The organism is Acinetobacter sp. ANC 4173 (assembly GCF_004331255.1).
Classification (GTDB): domain Bacteria; phylum Pseudomonadota; class Gammaproteobacteria; order Pseudomonadales; family Moraxellaceae; genus Acinetobacter.
Genome location: NZ_SJOF01000012.1, coordinates 64,292 through 83,344, shown reverse-complemented (window position 1 = coordinate 83,344; position 19,053 = coordinate 64,292). Strand labels below are relative to the sequence as shown.

Here is a 19,053-nt window from a genome sequence, read left to right as displayed (position 1 = left end):
CTCTAGTTTAGCCAGTAAAATTACATTAGTATAAAACGATACGTATCGTTTCGTTTTATGGTGAGCCATGTCTGAGTTAGAAAAATCTTCGCGTCGCAAGCAATGTATTTTAGATGCTGTGATCGCAGCTTTAGAAGATTATGAATACAGTAAATTGACGATTGAAGAGATTGCTGCTCGGGCGGGTGTAGGTAAGTCCACCATTTACCGTTGGTGGAAACATAAATCAGATTTGGTCTTTGAAGCCTTCAAGCAGGAAACGGCTTCGGTGTTCGAACTGGACTATGCACAAAGTCTTGAATTTAATTTGAAGCAACAATTACTCAAGTTATCACATGCTTTAAATCGCCCAATAGGACGAGCCTTATTGGTGGTGTTATCCGAGCATCGTGAAGCCGCAGGGGAGTTTTTTAGCCAGTATTTATTACCCCGCCGTGAAGCGACCCGAAAGTTGATTCAATTGGCCATTCAAAATGGAGAGATTCGTGCCGATTATCCATTTGAACTGATGTTGGATACTTTATATGCGCCCATTCATTATCAGATGATCTTCTTTAATCATCAGCCTGATGACGCTTATATTCAGGCATTGTTGGACATGGTGCTGCAACCTGCCCGTGTGAATGCTGACAAGAAAGTGAGTCCATAAATGAAATTGGCACTATGTGTAGACAAACTATGGAATCGGGCATTTGTATTTTGCGTTCTGAATAACCTGTTTTTATTTACTTATTATTTTGCCTTACTGGCTATTTTACCTGTCTACATCATGAAAGATTTGGGTGGGTCTATTCAAGAGGCAGGCTTAGCACTGACCTTGTTTTTAATTTCATCCATTATGGTACGTCCTTTTTCTGGACTAATTTCGGAAAAAATAGGCAAGAAGCTTAGTTTTCGTGGCTCAGAAATTTTATTTGTGTTGTTTGCATTCAGTTATTTATGGATCGACAGCATGTGGAGCCTGTTATTGATGCGTTTTATTCATGGCATCTGGTTCAGTATTTTAACGACAGTTACGGTACCTGTTGCCAATGAGTTTATTCCCGAACATCGCAAAGGCGAAGGCATGGGCTATTTTGTGATGTCGACCAATTTAGGGGTTGTGTTTGGCCCCTTATTGGCTTTAACCATTACGCAATATGCCAGTTTTACCGTGTTATTTGCCATTTTATCGGGACTGATGACGCTAGGATTTATTTTTTGTCTGTGTATTCCTATTGATGATGAAGACAGCCGATCCTTAGTCGAGCCATCATCTTCCCGTTTAAAAGTGCAAGATATTATTGAGTTTCGAGTTCTGTCCGTGGGTTCGGTAGCACTGTTGACAGCATTTTCTTATTCGAGTGTGATGAGTTTTATTGCGGCATATACCGAAACCAAGCAACTGATGGCATATACCAGTACCTTCTTTTTGGTCTTCGCTTGTTCCATGATTTTGGTTAGACCCTGGGTGGGACGGTGGTTTGACCAAAAAGGTGCTAGCGTGGTGATTTATCCATCTTTTATTCTGTTTGCGATTGGTTTAGCTGTGCTAAGTCAGTTGAATCAGCCGTGGGTACTCTGGTTATCTGCAGTACTGATCGGGATTGGATATGGCACTTTATTTCCATGTTTGCAGACGGTTGCCATTCAGAGTGTAGCTAAGCAACGGATTGGACATGCCATTTCGACTTATTTTACCTTGTTTGATTTAGGCTTGGCGGTCGGTTCAGTGTTCATGGGAATTTTAATTGCCTATTGGGGCTATGCCATGACTTATTTGTTTTGTGCCATGATGACTTTAGTCACGCTTGCGGTGTATCGATTAAAAGTGGTAGCTAAAGTTGTATCCGTTCAACAGGAAGGAGAACACTGATGGAATTACGTCATTTACGTTACTTTGTTGCAGTGGCTGAAGAGTTAAATTTTACCAAAGCTGCGCAGCGCATGTGTACGGTACAACCCTCTTTAAGTCAGCAAATCAAAGATCTGGAGCAAGAGGTTGGCGTACAGTTACTGGTTCGCTCTAACCGAAAAGTGGAGTTGACCGAAGAAGGCAAAGCCTTTTTAAAGGAAGCATTACTTAGTTTGGAACATGCGGAAAAAGCCATTCACGATGCACGCAAAGTGGCAAATATGAGTAAAGACCAATTACATATTGGTTTTGTACCTGTGGCTGAGATGAAGATATTCCCTTATATCATGCCCAACATTCGGGCACATTTTCCCGATTTAAAAATTCATTTTCATAGTTTGACCGATGCAGATCAGTTTAGAGCCTTAAAAAAAGGCGATATTGATATTGCTTTCACCCGCTATATTGATGAATCGAGTGAATTGGAGTTTGTACAAATTTTCAATGAACCTTTGGCGCTGATTGTGCCGAAAGATTCGGCTGTGGCAGCGCAGCGCCATGTCAGTATTAAAAGTTTTAATCAGCAAGATTTTATTATCAGTGATGAAGGTGCCTCACCTCAACTGTATAAAATTATTCAGGATTTTTTCAAAAAATCTAAACTCAATGTGAATGTGGTGCAGCATTCTACCAACATTCTACTCAATGTAAATTTGGTCGGGATGGGGGTAGGATGGAGTTTGGTGCCTGCTTATGTGATTCCCTTATTGGGCGATAAAATCGTAGTGAAAAATACCATTGAGCCATTACCGACCATTGGTTTGTATGCCAGCTATCGCAAAGAGCAAAGTAATGAGGCGATTAACCTCATTTTAAAAATCTTAAAAGAGCAATTCTATACTGGAATTTTCTAGTTCTTCGTGCAGCAGGTGCTCTAGCATTTCGGCTCATGGGTGACAGAATCACCATGCAGGTGTGAGGCAAGCTATGCTAAGGTAGCGCAAAATAACAACAGTGAAACCATAACAATGATGCAGCTTTATACCAATCCGCAATCACGAGGCAATATCATTTTGCCTTTCCTCAAAGAGCTTAAGATTGAAGATCAGGTAGAACTGATTAATATCAGCTATGAAGATATGCATCAGGCAACATATTTAGCCATTAATCCCATGGCAAAAGTACCTTGTTTGAAAGATGGAGACATTGTCGTCACTGAGGTGCCCGCAATTATTGCTTATCTAGCGGATAAGTATATCGAGCAAGATTTTGCTCCCGCACTGCATGACCCGAAGCGTGGTGCTTACTTAAAATGGCTGTTCTATATTCATGGTCCATTAACCGAATATATGGACATCAAAAATCTGAATGTGGCTGAGGATTTGATTGAAAGTAAGAAAATGGGCTTAAGTTTTGGCGATGAACAGCGGTTATTTCAATTTTTAAAACAAGGTTTAAGTCAGGCAAAACCTTATTTACTTGGGGAAAAGTGCACCGCGGCAGATTTATATTTGGCGTATTGGTTGGTGTATGCCATGTCGTTTAAGTTGATTCCATATTTTGAAGAAGCGAAACCCTTTTTAAGACAGATGAAAACTCGCGCTTCGCTACAGGGTATTGCTTGGTTTGATGCCTTTGAATAATGATTTAGTCTGATAACAAAGCCCAGAAGATGTTCTGGGCTTTGTCATTTTACAGGGGGTTAGCTAATCCAAATAACTTAAGCTTTACTGTGTAATTTAGCAAATAGTGCTTGGCTGATTTGATCTACACTTTGTGGAATCGCGAGTGCTGCTACAAAGCGGTCAGGGCGTAAAATCACCATCGAGTCGTTGGTACGACCAAACCAGCTACGGATTTCTGTGCCAATATCACCGACACAAATCACACCATCGAATTGTTTACGCTTTTCATTTTGCAACTGAACCGCAGGTAAAACTTGAATAAATTTTACCCCCAGCTTTTTCCATTGTTGCAGGGTAGCATCTGACAAGCCCCATTGCGGGTCTACGCCCCAAGCCAGAATCGCAAAGTCATTGCCAATGATTTCATCCAATAGCACCTGTTCACCAGAGACCAATTCAACTTTGGGCTGAATAAACATTTTACCGACAGGTGAGTTTTTCAGCTTATTTTGAATCAACACGCCATCATGGTATTGCGGCATGGGTTTAAAGCGCATTTCCAATAAGTATTGTTTAATTGGCTTAATATAATTAAGCGCATAAGCAATCCCATCACGGACAAAACCTTGCCATTTTTTCGGTGGAGCGAGGACATGACCCGCCATCACCGAAAGATCAATCATGGCTTTGGCATGATCTTTACGTTCAATTTGGTATGAATCTAAGAGTTCAGGTCCTGCTTTGCCTTGTACAACCAATGCTATTTTCCAGCCTAAGTTAAAGGCATCACGCATACCGCTGTTATAGCCCTGACCTTGCCAGACGGGCATAATGTGGGCGGCATCACCTGCAAGTAAAATACGATCTACACGGAATTTATCTGCAATGCGAGCATTATGGGTATATACACGTTGACGAATCACTTCGATGTTTTGGGTATTCGGTAAAACTTTTGCCAACAGTTGATTAATGCTTTCGGGTTTGCTGAGCTCTTCTTGGGTTTCACCAGGCATCACCATAAATTCGAAACGACGAATACCATGCGGTAATGCAGCCGAGACATAAGGACGCACGGGGTCACAGCATAAATAGATATGTGGGGTGGCCAATGGGTCATTTTCTATATCAATCACAATCCATTGATTCGGGGCAGTTTTACCATCAAAACCAATATTTAAGGTACGACGCACGACAGAGTTGCCCCCATCGCAAGCAATCAGATATTTGGCTTTTACAACCTCAGCTTCTCCCTGCTTATTTTGCATATTCAAGGTGACTGATTGCGTATCTTGGCTAAACTCAGTCAGTTGACGTGCAAATAAAACTTGAGTTTGTGGATATTGTTTTAGCCCTTGTAGTAAAACATTGTCGACTTGCGGTTGAATAAAAGCATTACGACGCGAGAAACCAAACTCACGTGTTAAAGGTTGAATATCCGCAAAGCAATGCCCTTTAGGGGTCAAAAAGCGCATGGCATGATTTGGGGTCGTATGGGGTAAAACTTGCTCTACTAGCCCAAGAGACTGAATCGTGCGCAATGCTTCATCATCAATACCAATGGCACGCGGATAATCGATTAGTTGATCCAGTTGTTCTATGACGGTGACTTGAACCCCTTGCTTGCTTAAATAATTTGCAAGCGTAAGCCCTACAGGACCAGCGCCAAGGATTGCCACTTCAGTGGCAAAATCAGTATTGTTTGTGCTCACAGCGAATTCCATTCAATCCATTCACAATGAGGCTATTAACGGTGAAGTCATGACTGTAAACAAGCTATGCCATAGTGGATAGCTAGCATAAATAGGTTTCGAGTTAGGTTTAGTATTTTTAATATTTATATGATTTTATTAAATTTATTTAAATTTCAATCATAGTTGATGTCATGGGAATCATCATAATTAACTATATTTATTATTCATGAATTTTAGATAATTATCCATTTCTTGGAAAATTCAGGTGAGACAGAATACGCTGAATCACCTGAGAATTTCTAAGACCTTCGAGTGAATGAGGTGGAGTGAAGGTCTTAGAAAACTGGTGCATTATGCTTTATTGTGCAGGTGTTGCTTCGCTTGCAGAATCTACAGCAGGTTGAGTGCTTGGTTGAGCCGCAGTCCCTTCAATTACAGACGTTTCAGGTTGTTCTTGGGTTGAAACAATCACTTTTTCTTCTGTTTGAGGTTGTTTCGGCGTTGCAGCAAAAGTTGTGGTTGCTGCAGCAGCAAAGCTTGTTGCAAGTAGGATATGAGTTAATTTCATAATAGGCATCCTGTGTTATTAACGAGATAAAATTAAAGCGGTTCTACTTATCATCACTTAAGTCAGAACAGGACTCATGCTAAGTATTCACAGGGGTTCAATCAATTGAAACAACAAAGCGAAACAAAATGAATTACGTGAATAATACAATAATGTGCACACTGTGTAGCTCGGGTAACAACGAGGTGAAATGCTCATCAGGATTTGTATTTAAATATTTCAACAGCACTTCATCAGACAATTTCTGCTTACTTAAACCACACAAACCTGTGCGACAAACGTTGTTTTAGCTCTTGATGAGCTAAGCAAGACTTGTAAGAAAATATTTCTAGTTGTGATTTATTGCACAAAAATTCAATATATTAAAAAAGTACAATATATTTAAATGCATTTTAATTGAGAATATTCATCAACGTGATGTGAATAGGTAGGTCATATTGCTTCAGCCTAGAAGAATAACTGTTCGATAAAAAGCGTTAAGGTGATGGAATTACATCTATTTTTAATGAATGGAAATATAGGCATTAAGTCATAAAAGTACATTTATTCTGCCATAACAAAAAAATAACAAGTTGCTTGTTTTTTATCCATGCTTGTCCTGAATAATGAAGAAGTACTCCCATTTGCAAGGGGAACATCATGATAAAACTAATCGTGTTATCCACTTTGTCGGTCATTATGTTGTCGGGTTGTGTTTGGTATGATGATGATTGGTATGACCATGATCATCGCTATTCATATGACCATAATCACCGCTATTCATATGACTATGATCATCGACCATCTTATGGTTATAGATGGGATGGACGTCCAACTTATCATCCTCCGCATGATCGTCCTTCTGAGCATCGCCCTCCAAAAAATAGGCCACCAGAGCACCGTCCGCCTGAAGATAGACCTCCTGATCATCGACCAAACTACAAGCAGACTAAACCTTTACCACATTAGCTGAATATTCAAGGATGCTGAATATCTCGTTAAATAAGAGGATGTTCTTCTTATTTAACTTTGTGCTAGATGAGTTGTAGGAGATAATTTTCGAAAAATTGAAGACAAGAATATAATTGTTTTAGTACAGGTTTTATTTATCGCAATTTTTCTATGAGTGATAGAGTAGACATATTTTAAAAAATAGTACAAAAAACGCACAAACCGAAAACCTCTAAATTACTTTAAAGGAGAATAATAAAGATTCGACCCTAGTAAAAAGGGGAAGGAAAATGATAAAAGCAACCTTATTGCTAGTACTAAGTACAGGCTTGATGATGGGTTGTATGTCACATAGTCCAGGCATGGATCATTCAAGTCCAATGCTTCAACAAACTGATTATCAACCAGAACCATCTCATCAAAAATATATGAATGACAATAATGGTTCATCTCCTAAAGTTGACTTTACCCGATACCCTTTAATTGATTTATGAGTATCAATGCACCAGATGGAGATTAGTTTTTTCCATCTGGTTTTTATTTAAAAACCAACTTCTTATATATTATTGAACAGGATGATCTTTCAAGTCTGAGCATTTTGGAGTAGGAATAAGCAGCAGACAACATATTGCTATTTAGGATCTTTGAATCAGAAATAATAAAAATTGGATCAAAAGCTTAGGAAAAAATAATGATTAAAAATATTGTGTTATTGGTTTTAACCACGAGTTTATTCACTGGATGTCTATGGCATGATGATTGGGATCATCGGCACAATAGACCACCTCCACATCATGATTCAGATCATCAACATTCAGATCATCGACCTGATTCTGATCAGCATGATCACTCGAATAATCAGCATGATGATCATAACTAACCACCACCACGTTCATGTGAGCGTATGGTGTTGAGCTGTTGCATTTATCATTTTAAGCCAGTCGAGGCAGGGTGTGCATAACTGGCTTAAAATTACATATGCATTAAGAACGTGTCACTTTTTTATATAAGGCTGCTCGGACTGTACCAGCTTTGGTTTGCTTTATAGATTGCCAACTGTGCGGTAAATTTAGTGTGTTGAGTTCGCGATCGGCCTCAATATAAATCAAGCCATTTTCAGCAATCAGCGGATCAGTCAGTTTTGCCAGTTCTTCCCAAAGATTTAAGCTATAGGGTGGATCTAAAAACACCAGATCAAAACTTGACTTGAGTGCCACGAGCGCTTGTTGAGCCGTGGTCACTTTTAATTGGCAATTTTCTGCTTTTAATAATTGAATATTCTGCTTTAGAAATTGTGCTTGAGTTGGGTTAGGTTCAATCATCGTGACATGTTTTGCACCACGTGATAGGGCTTCAAAACTTAAAGCCCCAGAACCTGTACATAAATCTAGGACTTGGGCATTTTGAATATCCCACATTAACCAGTTAAACAGTGTTTCGCGGACGCGGTCAGGGGTCGGGCGTAATCCTTCAATACTGGCAAAAGCGAGTTGGCGGCGTTTCCACTCTCCGCCAATAATTCTGAGTTGATTTTTCATTATTCGACATCATCCGCTACAGCCGCAGGAGCAGCTTGGGTGGTAGGAGTAGCTGCTTGCTGAGTTGTATGAGTAGTTGAGCTTGCTGGTTGTGTCTGAGAGCCTGTCATTGAAGGCGCTGGAGCTGTGCCAGAACCACTTGGCAATTCACCCGGTTTAATTCCAGCAGTCATTAAGCCACCACTAATTTGGTGACCTTCTGGTTTAATCAGGTTCTTTTTACGTTGCATCAACCAATAGTCAAATACAGGTCGTGCCAATTGTGCCGCAGAACCACCATGACGACCATTTTCCCAAACTACAGCAATGGCAATCTCAGGATTTTCAGCAGGTGCGAAACCAACAAAGAGACCGTGATCTAACTGACGTTCAGTCAGTAAAGCTTCATTATACTTTTTCCCTTGAGCAATACTTTTGACCTGTGCTGTACCTGTTTTTCCTGCAATTTTATACATTGGTGTCCGAATGCCACGACCTGTACCAGTTTCAATGACATCTACCATGGCATCTCGCATTTGTACCCAGTCTTCATCTTTACCATTAAACTGAATATGCCCATCGGGTGCATTTAAAACTTTATGTGGTTTAGCCCCTTTACTGGTTTGCAATACATGTGGGATGACATGTGCACCATGATTGGCAGTGATTGCTGTAGCCATAGCTAATTGCAGTGGTGTAGCGGTAAATGCACCTTGACCAATACTGACTGAAATCGTTTCACCTTTCAGCCATTTACTTTTACGGGTACGCATTTTCCAGTCAGGATTTGGATATAGACCTTCACTTTCGCTCGGTAAATCTACCCCTGTTTTTTGACCGAAACCAAATTGGCGCATCCATGAGTTCATTTTCTCAATACCCATACGGTAAGAGAGCACGTAATAAAAGGTATCGCAGGAAACGACTTGGGCCTTATGCAGATTGACTACGCCGTGCCCCGATTTTTTCCAGTCACGGAATTTATGGGAGTCACCCGGCAGGGTAAAGTAGCCATGATCCGAAATGGCGGTACCCCAGTCGATATAGCCGTAGTGAATCCCCCCTAAACCAAACATCGGTTTAATGGTTGAACCGGGTGGATAAGCCCCTTGTACTGCGCGGTTATAAAGTGGTTGATCAAGGTTATCGCGTAAACCGCTATAGTCGGTATGGCTAATCCCTGTCACAAACAAGTTTGGGTTAAAGCTTGGGCTAGAAACCAGCGCAAGGATTTCTCCTGTACGGGGATCCATGGCGACAATGGCACCGCGACGACCTGCCAGTTGTTCAGTCGCAACAGTCTGCAAGCCATAATCCAGAGAAAGGTATAAATCATTGCCACGAACGGGTTCTTTACGTCCTAAATGACGCAGGACATTACCATGTGCATCGGCCTCGACAGATTCATTGCCGGGTACACCGTGTAGTAGCTCTTCATAAGACTTTTCCACCCCAATTTTCCCAATCAGGTTGGTGCCTGCATACAAGTCTTTATCAATACTTTTCAGTTCTTTGTCATTAATACGACCCACATAACCAATCACGTGGGCAAACAGTTCGCCATGTGGATAATAACGGGTCATTTGGGTCTCGATATTGACCCCAGGGAATTGGAATTTAACTTCACTGAATTTGGCAATATCGGTTTCAGTTAAATTGAGTTTGATCGAGACACGTTCGGTTTTCTTCGAGGTTTTAATCCGAGACAGGAAGCGTTCAATATCTTCGTTAGTCAAACCCAAAACTGGGGTAAGACGTTGGACGGTATCTTCAATATCTTCCACATCGGCACGGCTCATGGTCGCGGTAAAGACAGGATAGTTATCGGCTAATAAAATACCATTACGGTCATAAATATAGCCACGAGCAGGTGCAAGCGGTTGAAGTCGAATACGGTTTTGATCTGATGCCGTTGAAAACTGTTGGTATTGCATAATTTGCAAGTAGGCATAACGTGCCACCAACAGCAACATAAAAAAGCTGACGATCCCGACAGAGATAAACACTCGATTGCGATAAATGCGCTTTTCTTGTTGGACATTTTTTAAAGGAAAGTGCTGCTTCATACGCGATTGACTTACACTGTGGGGGAGAATCAGGAAGGCGCTATTCTAACTCAAGTCACAGGCTTTGATAATGCTTATCTGTTGGAAGTGGGCGGGGCGAGGTTGTTTTATTGCAACAGGGTGTTTTGACTTTATAGACAGTAAAAAGATCAGGCGTTGTATATAAGAATAGAAACAATTCTGTTAAAGTCAAAAACATGCAAAAAATTTGGAATGCATACACAATTAAAATAAGGACAAAGGTGACAATAATGACAAGAGTTTATCCCTTGTTAGCATTGATAACATTATTCAATACAGCTTACGCACAAGATCATTATTTACCAGATGCGAAATTGACGCCTGAAAGTGCCAGTATGTGGAATCTGGGGGCAGGGGTAACCCAACAACTGATTCACTTAAATACAGAATGGGTTAATCCCTATGGTATCGCTTATGCCAAAGTGGGTTTTTTTCTAACTGATGATTCGCCTTTTGGAACACAAATTGGTTTTAGATATCCTTACTATTTCACGGGGAAGGATAAAAACGGGTATTATGTGGGGGCTTATGCAGGTCACATTGCCAGTAAGCAAGTAGACAATAAAGATGAAACTCGCTTAGGTGCAGGTGTAGATCTTGCATATGTTTTATTAAACAAAGATCGCATTAGCACATTCAGTGTCGGGCTTGGGGCAGGAGAAGAATTAAAAAATCGTGAGGGTGAGGTTGTGGAACACATAGAACCGAAAATACAATTCTCTTATACATTAAGTATGGGCTTAGGCAGAAAATAACCTGTTTAAAAAATTAAGAATTAATCTCTGTTATTTGGTCATTATTTTGGAAAATATGCATGCTTGAGTACATCAATCAGTTGTGGCAAACCTTTTTGAATCGTCCCGATTTTTGGGCTGTGCTGAGCATTATTCCTGTAACTGCATTTGTGACTTGGGCACATGTTTGGATGGCGCTCAAAATGGTGTTCTATCCAATTACTTTTTGGGGCTTTCATTTAGGTCCATTGCCTGTGGGTTGGCAGGGGATTGTGCCACGTAAAGCAGGACGCATCTCAGGCATCATTACCGATAACACCTTGTCTAAATTGGGTTCCTTGCGCGAATTTCTAGATGCCATGGATCCAGAAGATATGGCGCGTATTATTGGTGAGCAGGTTGGCTTTGAACTGGAACATTTGATTGATGAAGTCATGGTCGATCGCAACGCCGTACTTTGGGAAAATCTACCTTATTCGATTAAACGCCGTATCTATGCGCAGGCGCACAAGCAACTTCCAGAAGTGTTAAGAGAACTGGTAACAGAATTAACTGTGAACGTCGAGTCATTGGTTAACATGCGTGAAATGGTGGTCAGCCAAATGGAGGGTGATCGTCGTTTAATGGTGCGTATGTTCTTAAAAGTGGGACAGAAAGAAATCAATTTCATTTGGCACATTAGTGCCCTAATTGGAATGTTTTTTGGCGTGTTCCAAATGATTGTATGGTTTGTGGTACCTTGGCACTGGACAGTTCCATTTTGGGCATCGGTTTGGGGTTTTTTAACCAACTGGATTGCAATCTGGATGGTCTTTAACCCGATAGAGCCACATTATGTACGTTACCCACAACTGACTGAATTAACTAAAGATCGTAAGTTTCCTTGGGTTAAACCTGTTTGGCCTAGAATCGGAACGTATAATATCCAAGGTGCGTTCATGAAACGTCAGGAAGAAGTATCGGATGTATTTGCGAGTGTAGTCACAGAAGACCTGATTACGTTAAAATCCATCATGACTGAAATGATGTATGGCAGTAAAAAAGACAAAACGCGTCGTATCGTCAAACGTCATATTAACCAAATTATGGAAACTCCACTGGTTAGAACGTCATTACAGTTATCTTTAGGGCCAAAAGAGTACGCAAAACTCAAGACGGACTTGATTGATCGCTCAATTGAAATTACGATGGTGCCAGTATGCGACCCTGCGTTCAATGCGAGCCGTGCACAGAAAATCTTTCAAATGTTCCGAGAGCGTATTCGAGAGTTAACGCCGAAAGAGTTCCAGAACCTGTTACGTCCTGCATTTCAGGAAGACGAATGGATTCTGATTGTATTAGGTGGGGTCACTGGATTTATAGCTGGTACAATACATTTGTTTGTGGCTTTCTTATAATTAGATACTCATGCTGACTGTTTAGATCTGCAGAATTGTTGGCTCGAAGTATCATACATATTGTTTTAAATGAGGATGTTTTTTTATGCGCATTATCTTACTCGGACCACCTGGAGCAGGTAAAGGTACACAAGCTCAGTTGATCTGTAAGCGCTACAATGTCCCACAAATTTCAACCGGTGATATGCTCCGTGCTGCAATTCGTGAAGGTACTGAATTAGGTCTTAAAGCTAAAAGCGTAATGGAAAGCGGTGGTCTGGTTTCTGATGAACTGATCATTGGTCTGGTAAAAGAACGTATTGCTCAACCTGACTGTGTGAACGGCTGTATTTTTGATGGTTTCCCGCGTACGATTCCACAAGCTGAAGCTTTGGAAAAAGAAGGCATTAATATCGATCATGTGATCGAAATTGAAGTTCCTGACGAAGAAATCGTTCAGCGTTTGTCTGGTCGTCGTCAGCACCCTGCATCTGGTCGCGTTTATCATGTTGTTTACAACCCACCGAAAGTTGAAGGCAAAGACGACGAAACTGGTGAAGATTTGGTTCAACGTCCAGATGACCAAGAAGAAACTATTCGTAAGCGTCTAGGTTCATATCATACAGAAACTGAACAGTTGGTTGGATTCTACCAAGGTCGTGCTGCTTCTGGTGAAAATGCCCCGACTTATGACAAATTAAATGGTTTACGTGCAATTGAAGACGTACAAAAAGATTTGTTCGCTATTTTAGATCAGTCAAAATAATTCAAGCCTGAGTTTTTGACTTTAAAAGAGTCCTAAGTCATATTAGGGCTCTTTTTATTTGTCCTAACTTTTTGAGGATACGATTTTGTTAAAAATTGGTTTATTCATTTTAGTGGTGGCTTGCTTAGCACTGTTGTTTGGTTTGTTGTATATCAGCTTTAAAATGTTAAAAGAAACCCAACAAAAACAAAAAGAAGAAAGTAAAACTGCGGAAAAACCTCAATATCAGTTACATCCGAAATTGAAACAAAAACAGCCTAAAAAATAAGAGCGTGATTTTGAGATGACAGCGTATCTTGTGCTAGATGCGCTGTGCTCCTTAAACGTTATTAACAGGAATTGCGCGTGCTGCGCCAAATTCAAAACGCTCTGGCCAATTACATACATCTGACACCACGCATTCGGCACACTTGGGTTTACGTGCGATACAGCAGTAACGACCATGTAAAATCAGCCAGTGGTGCGCATCGACCATAAATTCTTTAGGAATAACTTTGACCAGTCGGTGCTCAACTTCGAGAACATTTTTTCCTACTGCCAAACCTGTCCGATTGCCTAATCGAAAAATATGCGTATCAACCGCCATGGTGGGATGTCCGAATGCAGTATTCAACACCACATTTGCAGTTTTACGTCCAACGCCAGGTAAAGCTTCTAAGTCGGCACGATTATTCGGCACTTGACTGTTATGTCGTTCAATTAAAATTTGGCAGGTTTTAATGACATTTTCAGCTTTGGAATTATATAAACCAATGGTTCTGATATATTGCTTGAGCCCTTCGACACCCAGTCCCAAAATGGTTTCAGGAGTATTGGCAACGGGAAACAATTTATCCGTGGCTTTATTGACACTCACGTCAGTGGCCTGAGCCGAAAGGGTTACCGCAACTAATAACTCAAACGGCGTAGAAAAGTTTAATTCAGTGGTTGGATTCGGACGTTGATCGCGTAAACGTTCAAAGAAGGTTTGAATTTGCTTCTTGGTCATGTTTTTAACGGTAGGCGTTTTAGTTGTCATGTTTAAACCCCTTGCCATGCATTGAGTTGTTCGGTCAATGTCAGCAATTGAGCGCGCTTGGTTACATCTTCACGAACGCTGAGTTGTTTTTCTAACTTTTTAATTTGTGTTCGTAATTTTGCTAGCTCAATAGTTGATTTGGCATCTTGTTGAGTGACAGTAGGTGTTTTATCGGCAACTTCAATCACGGGTACAGAGTCAAGTTGAGTAGAGAATTGAGCAAATAATGCTGTATCAATTTCGGCACGGACTACAGGACCCTTACGCTGCAAGCGACGAGTTTCTTCACGCTGAATATGAGCATAGTAGCGCTGGCGTAGATCGTTTTGTTCAGTTGTACGCTCAATTTCGTTGGGTAAGCTATTCAAGTCTTCGACTAAATCAATACAGTCAACTGGACAGGGCGGAATACAAAGTTCACAGCCCGTGCACAAATCAGTCAACACACTATGCATGAGTTTACCCGATCCGATAATCGCATCGACAGGGCATGCACTAATACATTTGGTACAACCAATACATTCATCTTCTCGAATAATGGCTTTCATTCGTTGTGGACGACCATCCGATTGAAGTGGCCATACGCTTTCCTCAGCTTTTAGCGATGGACGTTGTAACAATTCAGCTAAAGCATCAGCCACAGGCTGTCCACCTGGGACGCATTTATTGGCTGTTTCTCCTTCTGCAATCGCTTTGGCGTAGGGAAGGCAACCATCTCGATGACCACATAAACCACATTGAGTTTGGGGAAGTAGCGCGTCGATGCGTTGAATGAGAGCAATTTGCGAAATCATGCGAAAACCACGCCTGTCTTTAGAACAGGATTAGAGAGATAGAGTCAAATTTTCCTGAATTTTAGCATGATTCAGGTGATTAATCTTGTGTTCCAAATTAATGCATTAAATGTGTTTATATGGTGCAAAAAAAGGTGGATTATTAAGTCTGAGTTGATAAATGAAAATGACTAACTATGAGTAATAGTTGAAATAATTATTTGTTATATATTGAAAATATCACGTTATTTTAAATAAATATTGTGGAAGGTAGATAAAAAGTATTTAATGTTTTGCGCCAAAATTTATCACTTAATTTAATTTTGACCTATTTTGATTCATAAATTGCTGAGGATGAAGTGTTGAAATACAGTAGCCTAAACGACTTTTTGGATTACGTAAAAACACGTGATGCACACCAACCCGAGTTTCTACAAGCGGTAGAAGAGGTGATGACCAGTCTGTGGCCATTCATTGAAAAGAACCCAAAATATGCAGCACATGGATTACTTGAGCGTTTAATTGAACCAGAACGTGCCATCCAATTCCGCGTGTCATGGGTAGATGATCAAGGCAACACCCATGTAAATCGAGCATTTCGTGTTCAATACAACTCAGCAATTGGTCCATTTAAGGGGGGGATGCGTTTCCATCCCTCTGTCAATTTATCCATTTTGAAATTCTTGGGTTTTGAACAGACTTTTAAAAATGCCTTAACAACGTTGCCTATGGGTGGCGGAAAAGGCGGTTCTGACTTTGACCCTAAAGGGAAGTCAGAAGGCGAAATTATGCGTTTCTGCCAAGCATTAATGATTGAGCTATACCGTCACTTAGGTTCTAACACTGATATTCCTGCTGGAGATATTGGTGTTGGCGGTCGTGAAGTGGGTTATATGGCTGGGATGATGAAAAAGCTCAGTAATGACACCTCTTGTGTATTTACAGGCAAAGGCTTGGCATTTGGTGGCTCTTTGGCACGTCCAGAAGCAACGGGTTATGGCACAGTATACTTTGCTGAAGAAATGCTAAAAACACGTGGTGACAGTTTTCAAGGGAAAATCGTGACCATTTCAGGTTCAGGCAATGTCGCGCAATTTGCTGCGGAAAAAGCCATGTTCTTGGGTGCAAAAGTCGTATCACTCTCTGATTCGAATGGTACCGTTTATGTCAAAGATGGTTTTACTGACGAACTTCTAGCAGAAGTGATGCATTTGAAAAATGAAGCCCGTGGACGTATTTCTGAATTTGCCTCTAAGCATGGATTTGAATATTTAGAAGGCAAACGCCCTTGGGGGATTCCTTGTGATATCGCTTTACCCTGTGCAACTCAGAATGAATTGACGGGTGAAGATGCAGAGGTATTATTGGCTAATGGTGTTTTCTGTGTTGCAGAAGGTGCCAATATGCCTTCAACCCTCGATGCTGTTGAAAAATTTGTTGCAGCGAAAATTCTGTATGCACCAGGTAAGGCATCCAATGCAGGTGGTGTGGCAACTTCAGGTCTAGAAATGTCACAAAATGCATTGCGTCTAGGTTGGGGTTTCGAAGAAGTCGATGAGCGCTTACATGCAATTATGAAAGACATCCACCGCAATTGTGTTAAATATGGCACGAAAGCAGACGGTAGCATTAATTATGTGGATGGTGCCAATATTGCAGGCTTTGTAAAAGTTGCCGATGCGATGCTGTCACAGGGTGTGTTCTAAGACTGAATAAGTAGTAGTTTAGATAAAAAAAGCCGATGCAATTGCATCGGCTTTTTTATATGTGCTTATTTTACAGTTTCGGTTTCAATAACCATGTCTTTCACATAAGCATATTTAGATTGGTCCGCAGCAGGGTTTCGACGTTCAAAACGTTTTACGCGAACAATTTGGCGGGTTTTAGAATCGTGAGTATAGCCTTCGATATGGTCGTAGAATAAAGTCCAATTTTTATCGACAGCTGTTTTTATACCTTTGTCATCATATTTGATTTCACGAACTTGTAAGCATTCAATACGAGCGACACCTGCGGAACAGGTCTTTGTTTCTGGTGAAATTTCTAAAAAGATGGTTTCACCTTGAGATTGGTATTTGGTTTCAGGTGTCATTTTCCCAACAAAGACATGTTTTTCTCCTTTCGCAGAGACCAGTGTCAAGGTAGGTGCTTCTACATTTTGGCTATTCAACGTAAATTGAATTGAACGTTGACCGAGTAAATCTGCGGCTAAGCGTTCTTGTTGCATCGCGGGTTCAGCACAAGCCATTTGCGTGCCCATCATTGCACCTGTGACAATTTTGTCACCTTCAATTTTCCAGCTCGTACCTAAACCGTTACAGCTAGTTTTTACGGACAACTGTCCTTGAGCATTAAACGACAGCTTTAAAGGTTTTGGCGTGGTCGATGTGGTGCTGATCCATTCATAGGCAGCAAGTGTTTTATTTTGATCAGGAATCGATTGTACATTCACGGCTTGATCCAAATTTGATGGTGCTTGAATTGATTGGCAAGCAGCAAGAGAAAAAGGCAACAAAGCAAGTAAAAGGTATTTCAATTTCATTTTAGAATTAACACTTAAGTTAGATAGATACAAAACTAAAGGTTAAATGATTAATAAAAAAAAGAAATGAATACATGTACAACATTTGTATTCATTTCTTTAATGTTTGGAAAGGATTAGTCAAAACGGTAAATATCCATTCCCAATGAACCCATTGTGAAACTGCTATGCACAATATTAAAGCGTGTGCCCGTACCCATTGCAAAAAATAAAGGCGCAAAATGTTCTAGGGTTGGATGATTGCGCTGTACATAAGGAATACTGTTCCAATCTAATATAGCGTCATAGTCTTGATGCGTCAGTTTTTGAACCACGTAATTACGGAAGGTGGAAGCCCATACAGGTACATCCTGCGATTCCCCATGCCATGACAATTCAGACAAATTGTGGGTAATACTGCCCGAACCAATCAGCAAAACTTGTTGCTCCCGTAATGCTGAAAGGGTTTGCCCAATTTGATAAATCTGTTCTGCGGACATGTGCATGGGTAGTGAAATTTCAACCACTGGAATATCTGCATTTGGGAACATGTGGAGTAATGGCATCCACACGCCATGATCACGCGGACGGCTATTGTTGGCATGCGCATCAAATCCTGCATCGGACAGGCGCTTTAAAATATCTTCGGCAAGTTGAGGGTCACCCGGAGCAGGATAGCGAATTTCATATAGTGCAGGGGGAAAACCACGAAAATCATGCCATGTTTCTGGTCGGATGCCCGTATTAACTTCAAGTGCCTGACTTTCCCAGTGTGCAGACATCACGACAATCGCTTTGGGTGTCGGGAGATTTAAGCTTAAACGGTGTAAAGCTGGGCCGACTTGTTCAGGATTAAGCGCAAGCATGGGAGATCCATGTGAAATAAATAAACCTGGTAAAGTTTGTAGATTCATAGTCTTGCGCCTAAATTTGAATAAGAGAATATGTTCATCATGCCAAATACGAATAATTGAATAAAGAGTTTCTATTCAACGTATTGTTGCAATTATAGAATGATGCGAGGTGAGTTTAACCTGCTCGATGATAGGGATGATTGTGATTAATACTCATAGCTCGATATAACTGTTCAATCAGCATGACACGCACCAATGGGTGTGGCAAGGTCAGTTTTGATAACGACCAATGCCATGCGGCTGCTTTACGTACCGCTTCAGAATGACCATCTGGTCCACCAATCGCTAAGGCAACATCATTGCCTTCCAACATCCAAGACTTCATGGTATCGGCCAGTTTTTCAGTGCTGAACTCACGACCACCCACTTCAAGTGCGATGAGGGTTTCATTCTGTTTGAGCGCATTTAAAATGCAATCACCTTCAATTTGTCGATATTTTAAAATATCTGCTTCAGAATCATTTTTTCCACGCTTTGCCATTGGTAGCTCAATAATTTGAGTCTGTACAAAGGGTTGAATTCGTTTGAAATAATCTTCAAAACCCGTCAGAACCCAAGCTGGCATTTTTTGACCGATGGTCAGAATTCGTATTTTCATATCTGGCATCACATGCTAATTCAGCAGAATTATAGCGTCGAAATAGCACAAACCAATGTGGATATACATTTTGCAGTTGAAAATAATTACTGGCTGTTGCA

General features: G+C 40.8%; 21 protein-coding genes. 11 read left to right on the top strand and 10 right to left on the bottom strand.

Translation table 11 applies throughout. The features are described 5' to 3' along the window. Positions 1-67 precede the first annotated feature (67 nt). The 4 genes from E0H94_RS13895 to E0H94_RS13880 all read left to right on the top strand — a co-directional run bounded on the left by E0H94_RS13895 (position 68) and on the right by E0H94_RS13880 (position 3,477). Entirely contained in the window at positions 68-649 is a 582-nt protein-coding gene (locus E0H94_RS13895; protein ID WP_131327065.1) for a TetR/AcrR family transcriptional regulator, read from the top strand. Positions 650-655: 6 nt separating this feature from the next. Then, entirely contained in the window at positions 656-1,855 is a 1,200-nt protein-coding gene (locus E0H94_RS13890) for an MFS transporter (RefSeq protein WP_171462081.1), read from the top strand. Continuing rightward, positions 1,855-2,748, top strand: a complete 894-nt coding sequence (locus E0H94_RS13885; protein WP_131327063.1) for a LysR substrate-binding domain-containing protein — start codon at positions 1,855-1,857, stop codon at positions 2,746-2,748. The genes E0H94_RS13890 and E0H94_RS13885 overlap by 1 nt, the downstream gene beginning before the upstream one ends. A gap of 117 nt (positions 2,749-2,865) precedes the next feature. Beyond that, entirely contained in the window at positions 2,866-3,477 is a 612-nt protein-coding gene (locus tag E0H94_RS13880; RefSeq protein ID WP_131327097.1) for a glutathione S-transferase family protein, read from the top strand. A 77-nt stretch (positions 3,478-3,554) separates the two neighbouring features. On the opposite strand, the gene E0H94_RS13875 is transcribed toward E0H94_RS13880, so the two are convergent. Then, the gene (locus E0H94_RS13875; protein WP_131327062.1) at positions 3,555-5,180 is read right to left on the bottom strand and encodes a bifunctional 3-(3-hydroxy-phenyl)propionate/3-hydroxycinnamic acid hydroxylase; all 1,626 of its coding nucleotides are present in this window, start codon (positions 5,178-5,180) and stop codon (positions 3,555-3,557) included. 328 nt (positions 5,181-5,508) lie between these two features. Further along, positions 5,509-5,718: a hypothetical protein gene (locus tag E0H94_RS13870; protein WP_131327061.1), complete on the bottom strand. Its 210-nt coding sequence runs from the start codon at positions 5,716-5,718 to the stop codon at positions 5,509-5,511. A 639-nt stretch (positions 5,719-6,357) separates the two neighbouring features. Between E0H94_RS13870 and E0H94_RS13865 the strand changes: the two genes are divergently transcribed. Both E0H94_RS13865 and E0H94_RS13860 read left to right on the top strand, forming a co-directional pair. After that, positions 6,358-6,666 carry a hypothetical protein gene (locus E0H94_RS13865; protein WP_131327060.1) on the top strand — a complete coding sequence of 103 codons (309 nt, stop codon included), beginning with the start codon at positions 6,358-6,360 and terminating at the stop codon, positions 6,664-6,666. 272 nt (positions 6,667-6,938) lie between these two features. Further along, positions 6,939-7,142 carry a hypothetical protein gene (locus tag E0H94_RS13860; RefSeq protein ID WP_131327059.1) on the top strand — a complete coding sequence of 68 codons (204 nt, stop codon included), beginning with the start codon at positions 6,939-6,941 and terminating at the stop codon, positions 7,140-7,142. 240 nt (positions 7,143-7,382) lie between these two features. Here the strand turns inward: E0H94_RS13860 and E0H94_RS18510 are convergent, their stop codons facing one another. The 3 genes from E0H94_RS18510 to mrdA form a co-directional block, all read right to left on the bottom strand. Next, positions 7,383-7,544 carry a hypothetical protein gene (locus E0H94_RS18510; protein WP_165495613.1) on the bottom strand — a complete coding sequence of 54 codons (162 nt, stop codon included), beginning with the start codon at positions 7,542-7,544 and terminating at the stop codon, positions 7,383-7,385. A gap of 87 nt (positions 7,545-7,631) precedes the next feature. Beyond that, positions 7,632-8,186 (bottom strand): 16S rRNA (guanine(966)-N(2))-methyltransferase RsmD, encoded by a 555-nt coding sequence (gene rsmD / locus E0H94_RS13855; protein WP_131327058.1) that lies wholly within the window; start codon positions 8,184-8,186, stop codon positions 7,632-7,634. After that, positions 8,186-10,231 (bottom strand): penicillin-binding protein 2, encoded by a 2,046-nt coding sequence (gene mrdA, locus E0H94_RS13850; RefSeq protein ID WP_131327057.1) that lies wholly within the window; start codon positions 10,229-10,231, stop codon positions 8,186-8,188. The genes rsmD and mrdA overlap by 1 nt, the downstream gene beginning before the upstream one ends. Before the next feature lie 251 nt (positions 10,232-10,482). Here mrdA and E0H94_RS13845 point away from each other — a divergent pair, with 251 nt between their 5' ends. The 4 genes from E0H94_RS13845 (at position 10,483) to E0H94_RS13830 (ending at position 13,396) form a co-directional block, all read left to right on the top strand. Beyond that, on the top strand, positions 10,483-11,007 hold the full coding sequence (locus tag E0H94_RS13845) for a hypothetical protein (protein ID WP_131327056.1): 525 nt from the start codon (positions 10,483-10,485) through the stop codon (positions 11,005-11,007). Between the two features lie 59 nt (positions 11,008-11,066). Further along, positions 11,067-12,383 carry a hypothetical protein gene (locus tag E0H94_RS13840; RefSeq protein WP_116759752.1) on the top strand — a complete coding sequence of 439 codons (1,317 nt, stop codon included), beginning with the start codon at positions 11,067-11,069 and terminating at the stop codon, positions 12,381-12,383. Positions 12,384-12,468: 85 nt separating this feature from the next. Beyond that, a complete protein-coding gene (gene adk / locus E0H94_RS13835; protein ID WP_116759750.1) occupies positions 12,469-13,128 on the top strand; it encodes an adenylate kinase in 660 nt (219 codons plus the stop codon). Between the two features lie 85 nt (positions 13,129-13,213). After that, a complete protein-coding gene (locus E0H94_RS13830) occupies positions 13,214-13,396 on the top strand; it encodes a hypothetical protein (protein WP_131327055.1) in 183 nt (60 codons plus the stop codon). A gap of 51 nt (positions 13,397-13,447) precedes the next feature. Here the strand turns inward: E0H94_RS13830 and nth are convergent, their stop codons facing one another. Together nth and E0H94_RS13820 are read right to left on the bottom strand one after the other, a co-directional pair. Further along, positions 13,448-14,146 (bottom strand): endonuclease III, encoded by a 699-nt coding sequence (gene nth, locus E0H94_RS13825; protein WP_131327054.1) that lies wholly within the window; start codon positions 14,144-14,146, stop codon positions 13,448-13,450. A 2-nt stretch (positions 14,147-14,148) separates the two neighbouring features. After that, positions 14,149-14,940 (bottom strand): RnfABCDGE type electron transport complex subunit B, encoded by a 792-nt coding sequence (locus E0H94_RS13820; RefSeq protein WP_131327053.1) that lies wholly within the window; start codon positions 14,938-14,940, stop codon positions 14,149-14,151. A gap of 341 nt (positions 14,941-15,281) precedes the next feature. Between E0H94_RS13820 and gdhA the strand changes: the two genes are divergently transcribed. Next, entirely contained in the window at positions 15,282-16,625 is a 1,344-nt protein-coding gene (gene gdhA, locus E0H94_RS13815) for an NADP-specific glutamate dehydrogenase (protein ID WP_131327096.1), read from the top strand. A 65-nt stretch (positions 16,626-16,690) separates the two neighbouring features. On the opposite strand, the gene E0H94_RS13810 is transcribed toward gdhA, so the two are convergent. From E0H94_RS13810 to rlmH, 3 genes are all read right to left on the bottom strand, one after another. After that, positions 16,691-17,461 carry an META and DUF4377 domain-containing protein gene (locus tag E0H94_RS13810; RefSeq protein WP_131327052.1) on the bottom strand — a complete coding sequence of 257 codons (771 nt, stop codon included), beginning with the start codon at positions 17,459-17,461 and terminating at the stop codon, positions 16,691-16,693. 116 nt (positions 17,462-17,577) lie between these two features. Further along, positions 17,578-18,354, bottom strand: coding sequence for a DODA-type extradiol aromatic ring-opening family dioxygenase (locus E0H94_RS13805; protein ID WP_131327051.1), 777 nt, complete (start codon positions 18,352-18,354; stop codon positions 17,578-17,580). Between the two features lie 115 nt (positions 18,355-18,469). Then, a complete protein-coding gene (rlmH, locus tag E0H94_RS13800; protein ID WP_131327050.1) occupies positions 18,470-18,952 on the bottom strand; it encodes a 23S rRNA (pseudouridine(1915)-N(3))-methyltransferase RlmH in 483 nt (160 codons plus the stop codon). Positions 18,953-19,053 lie beyond the last annotated feature (101 nt).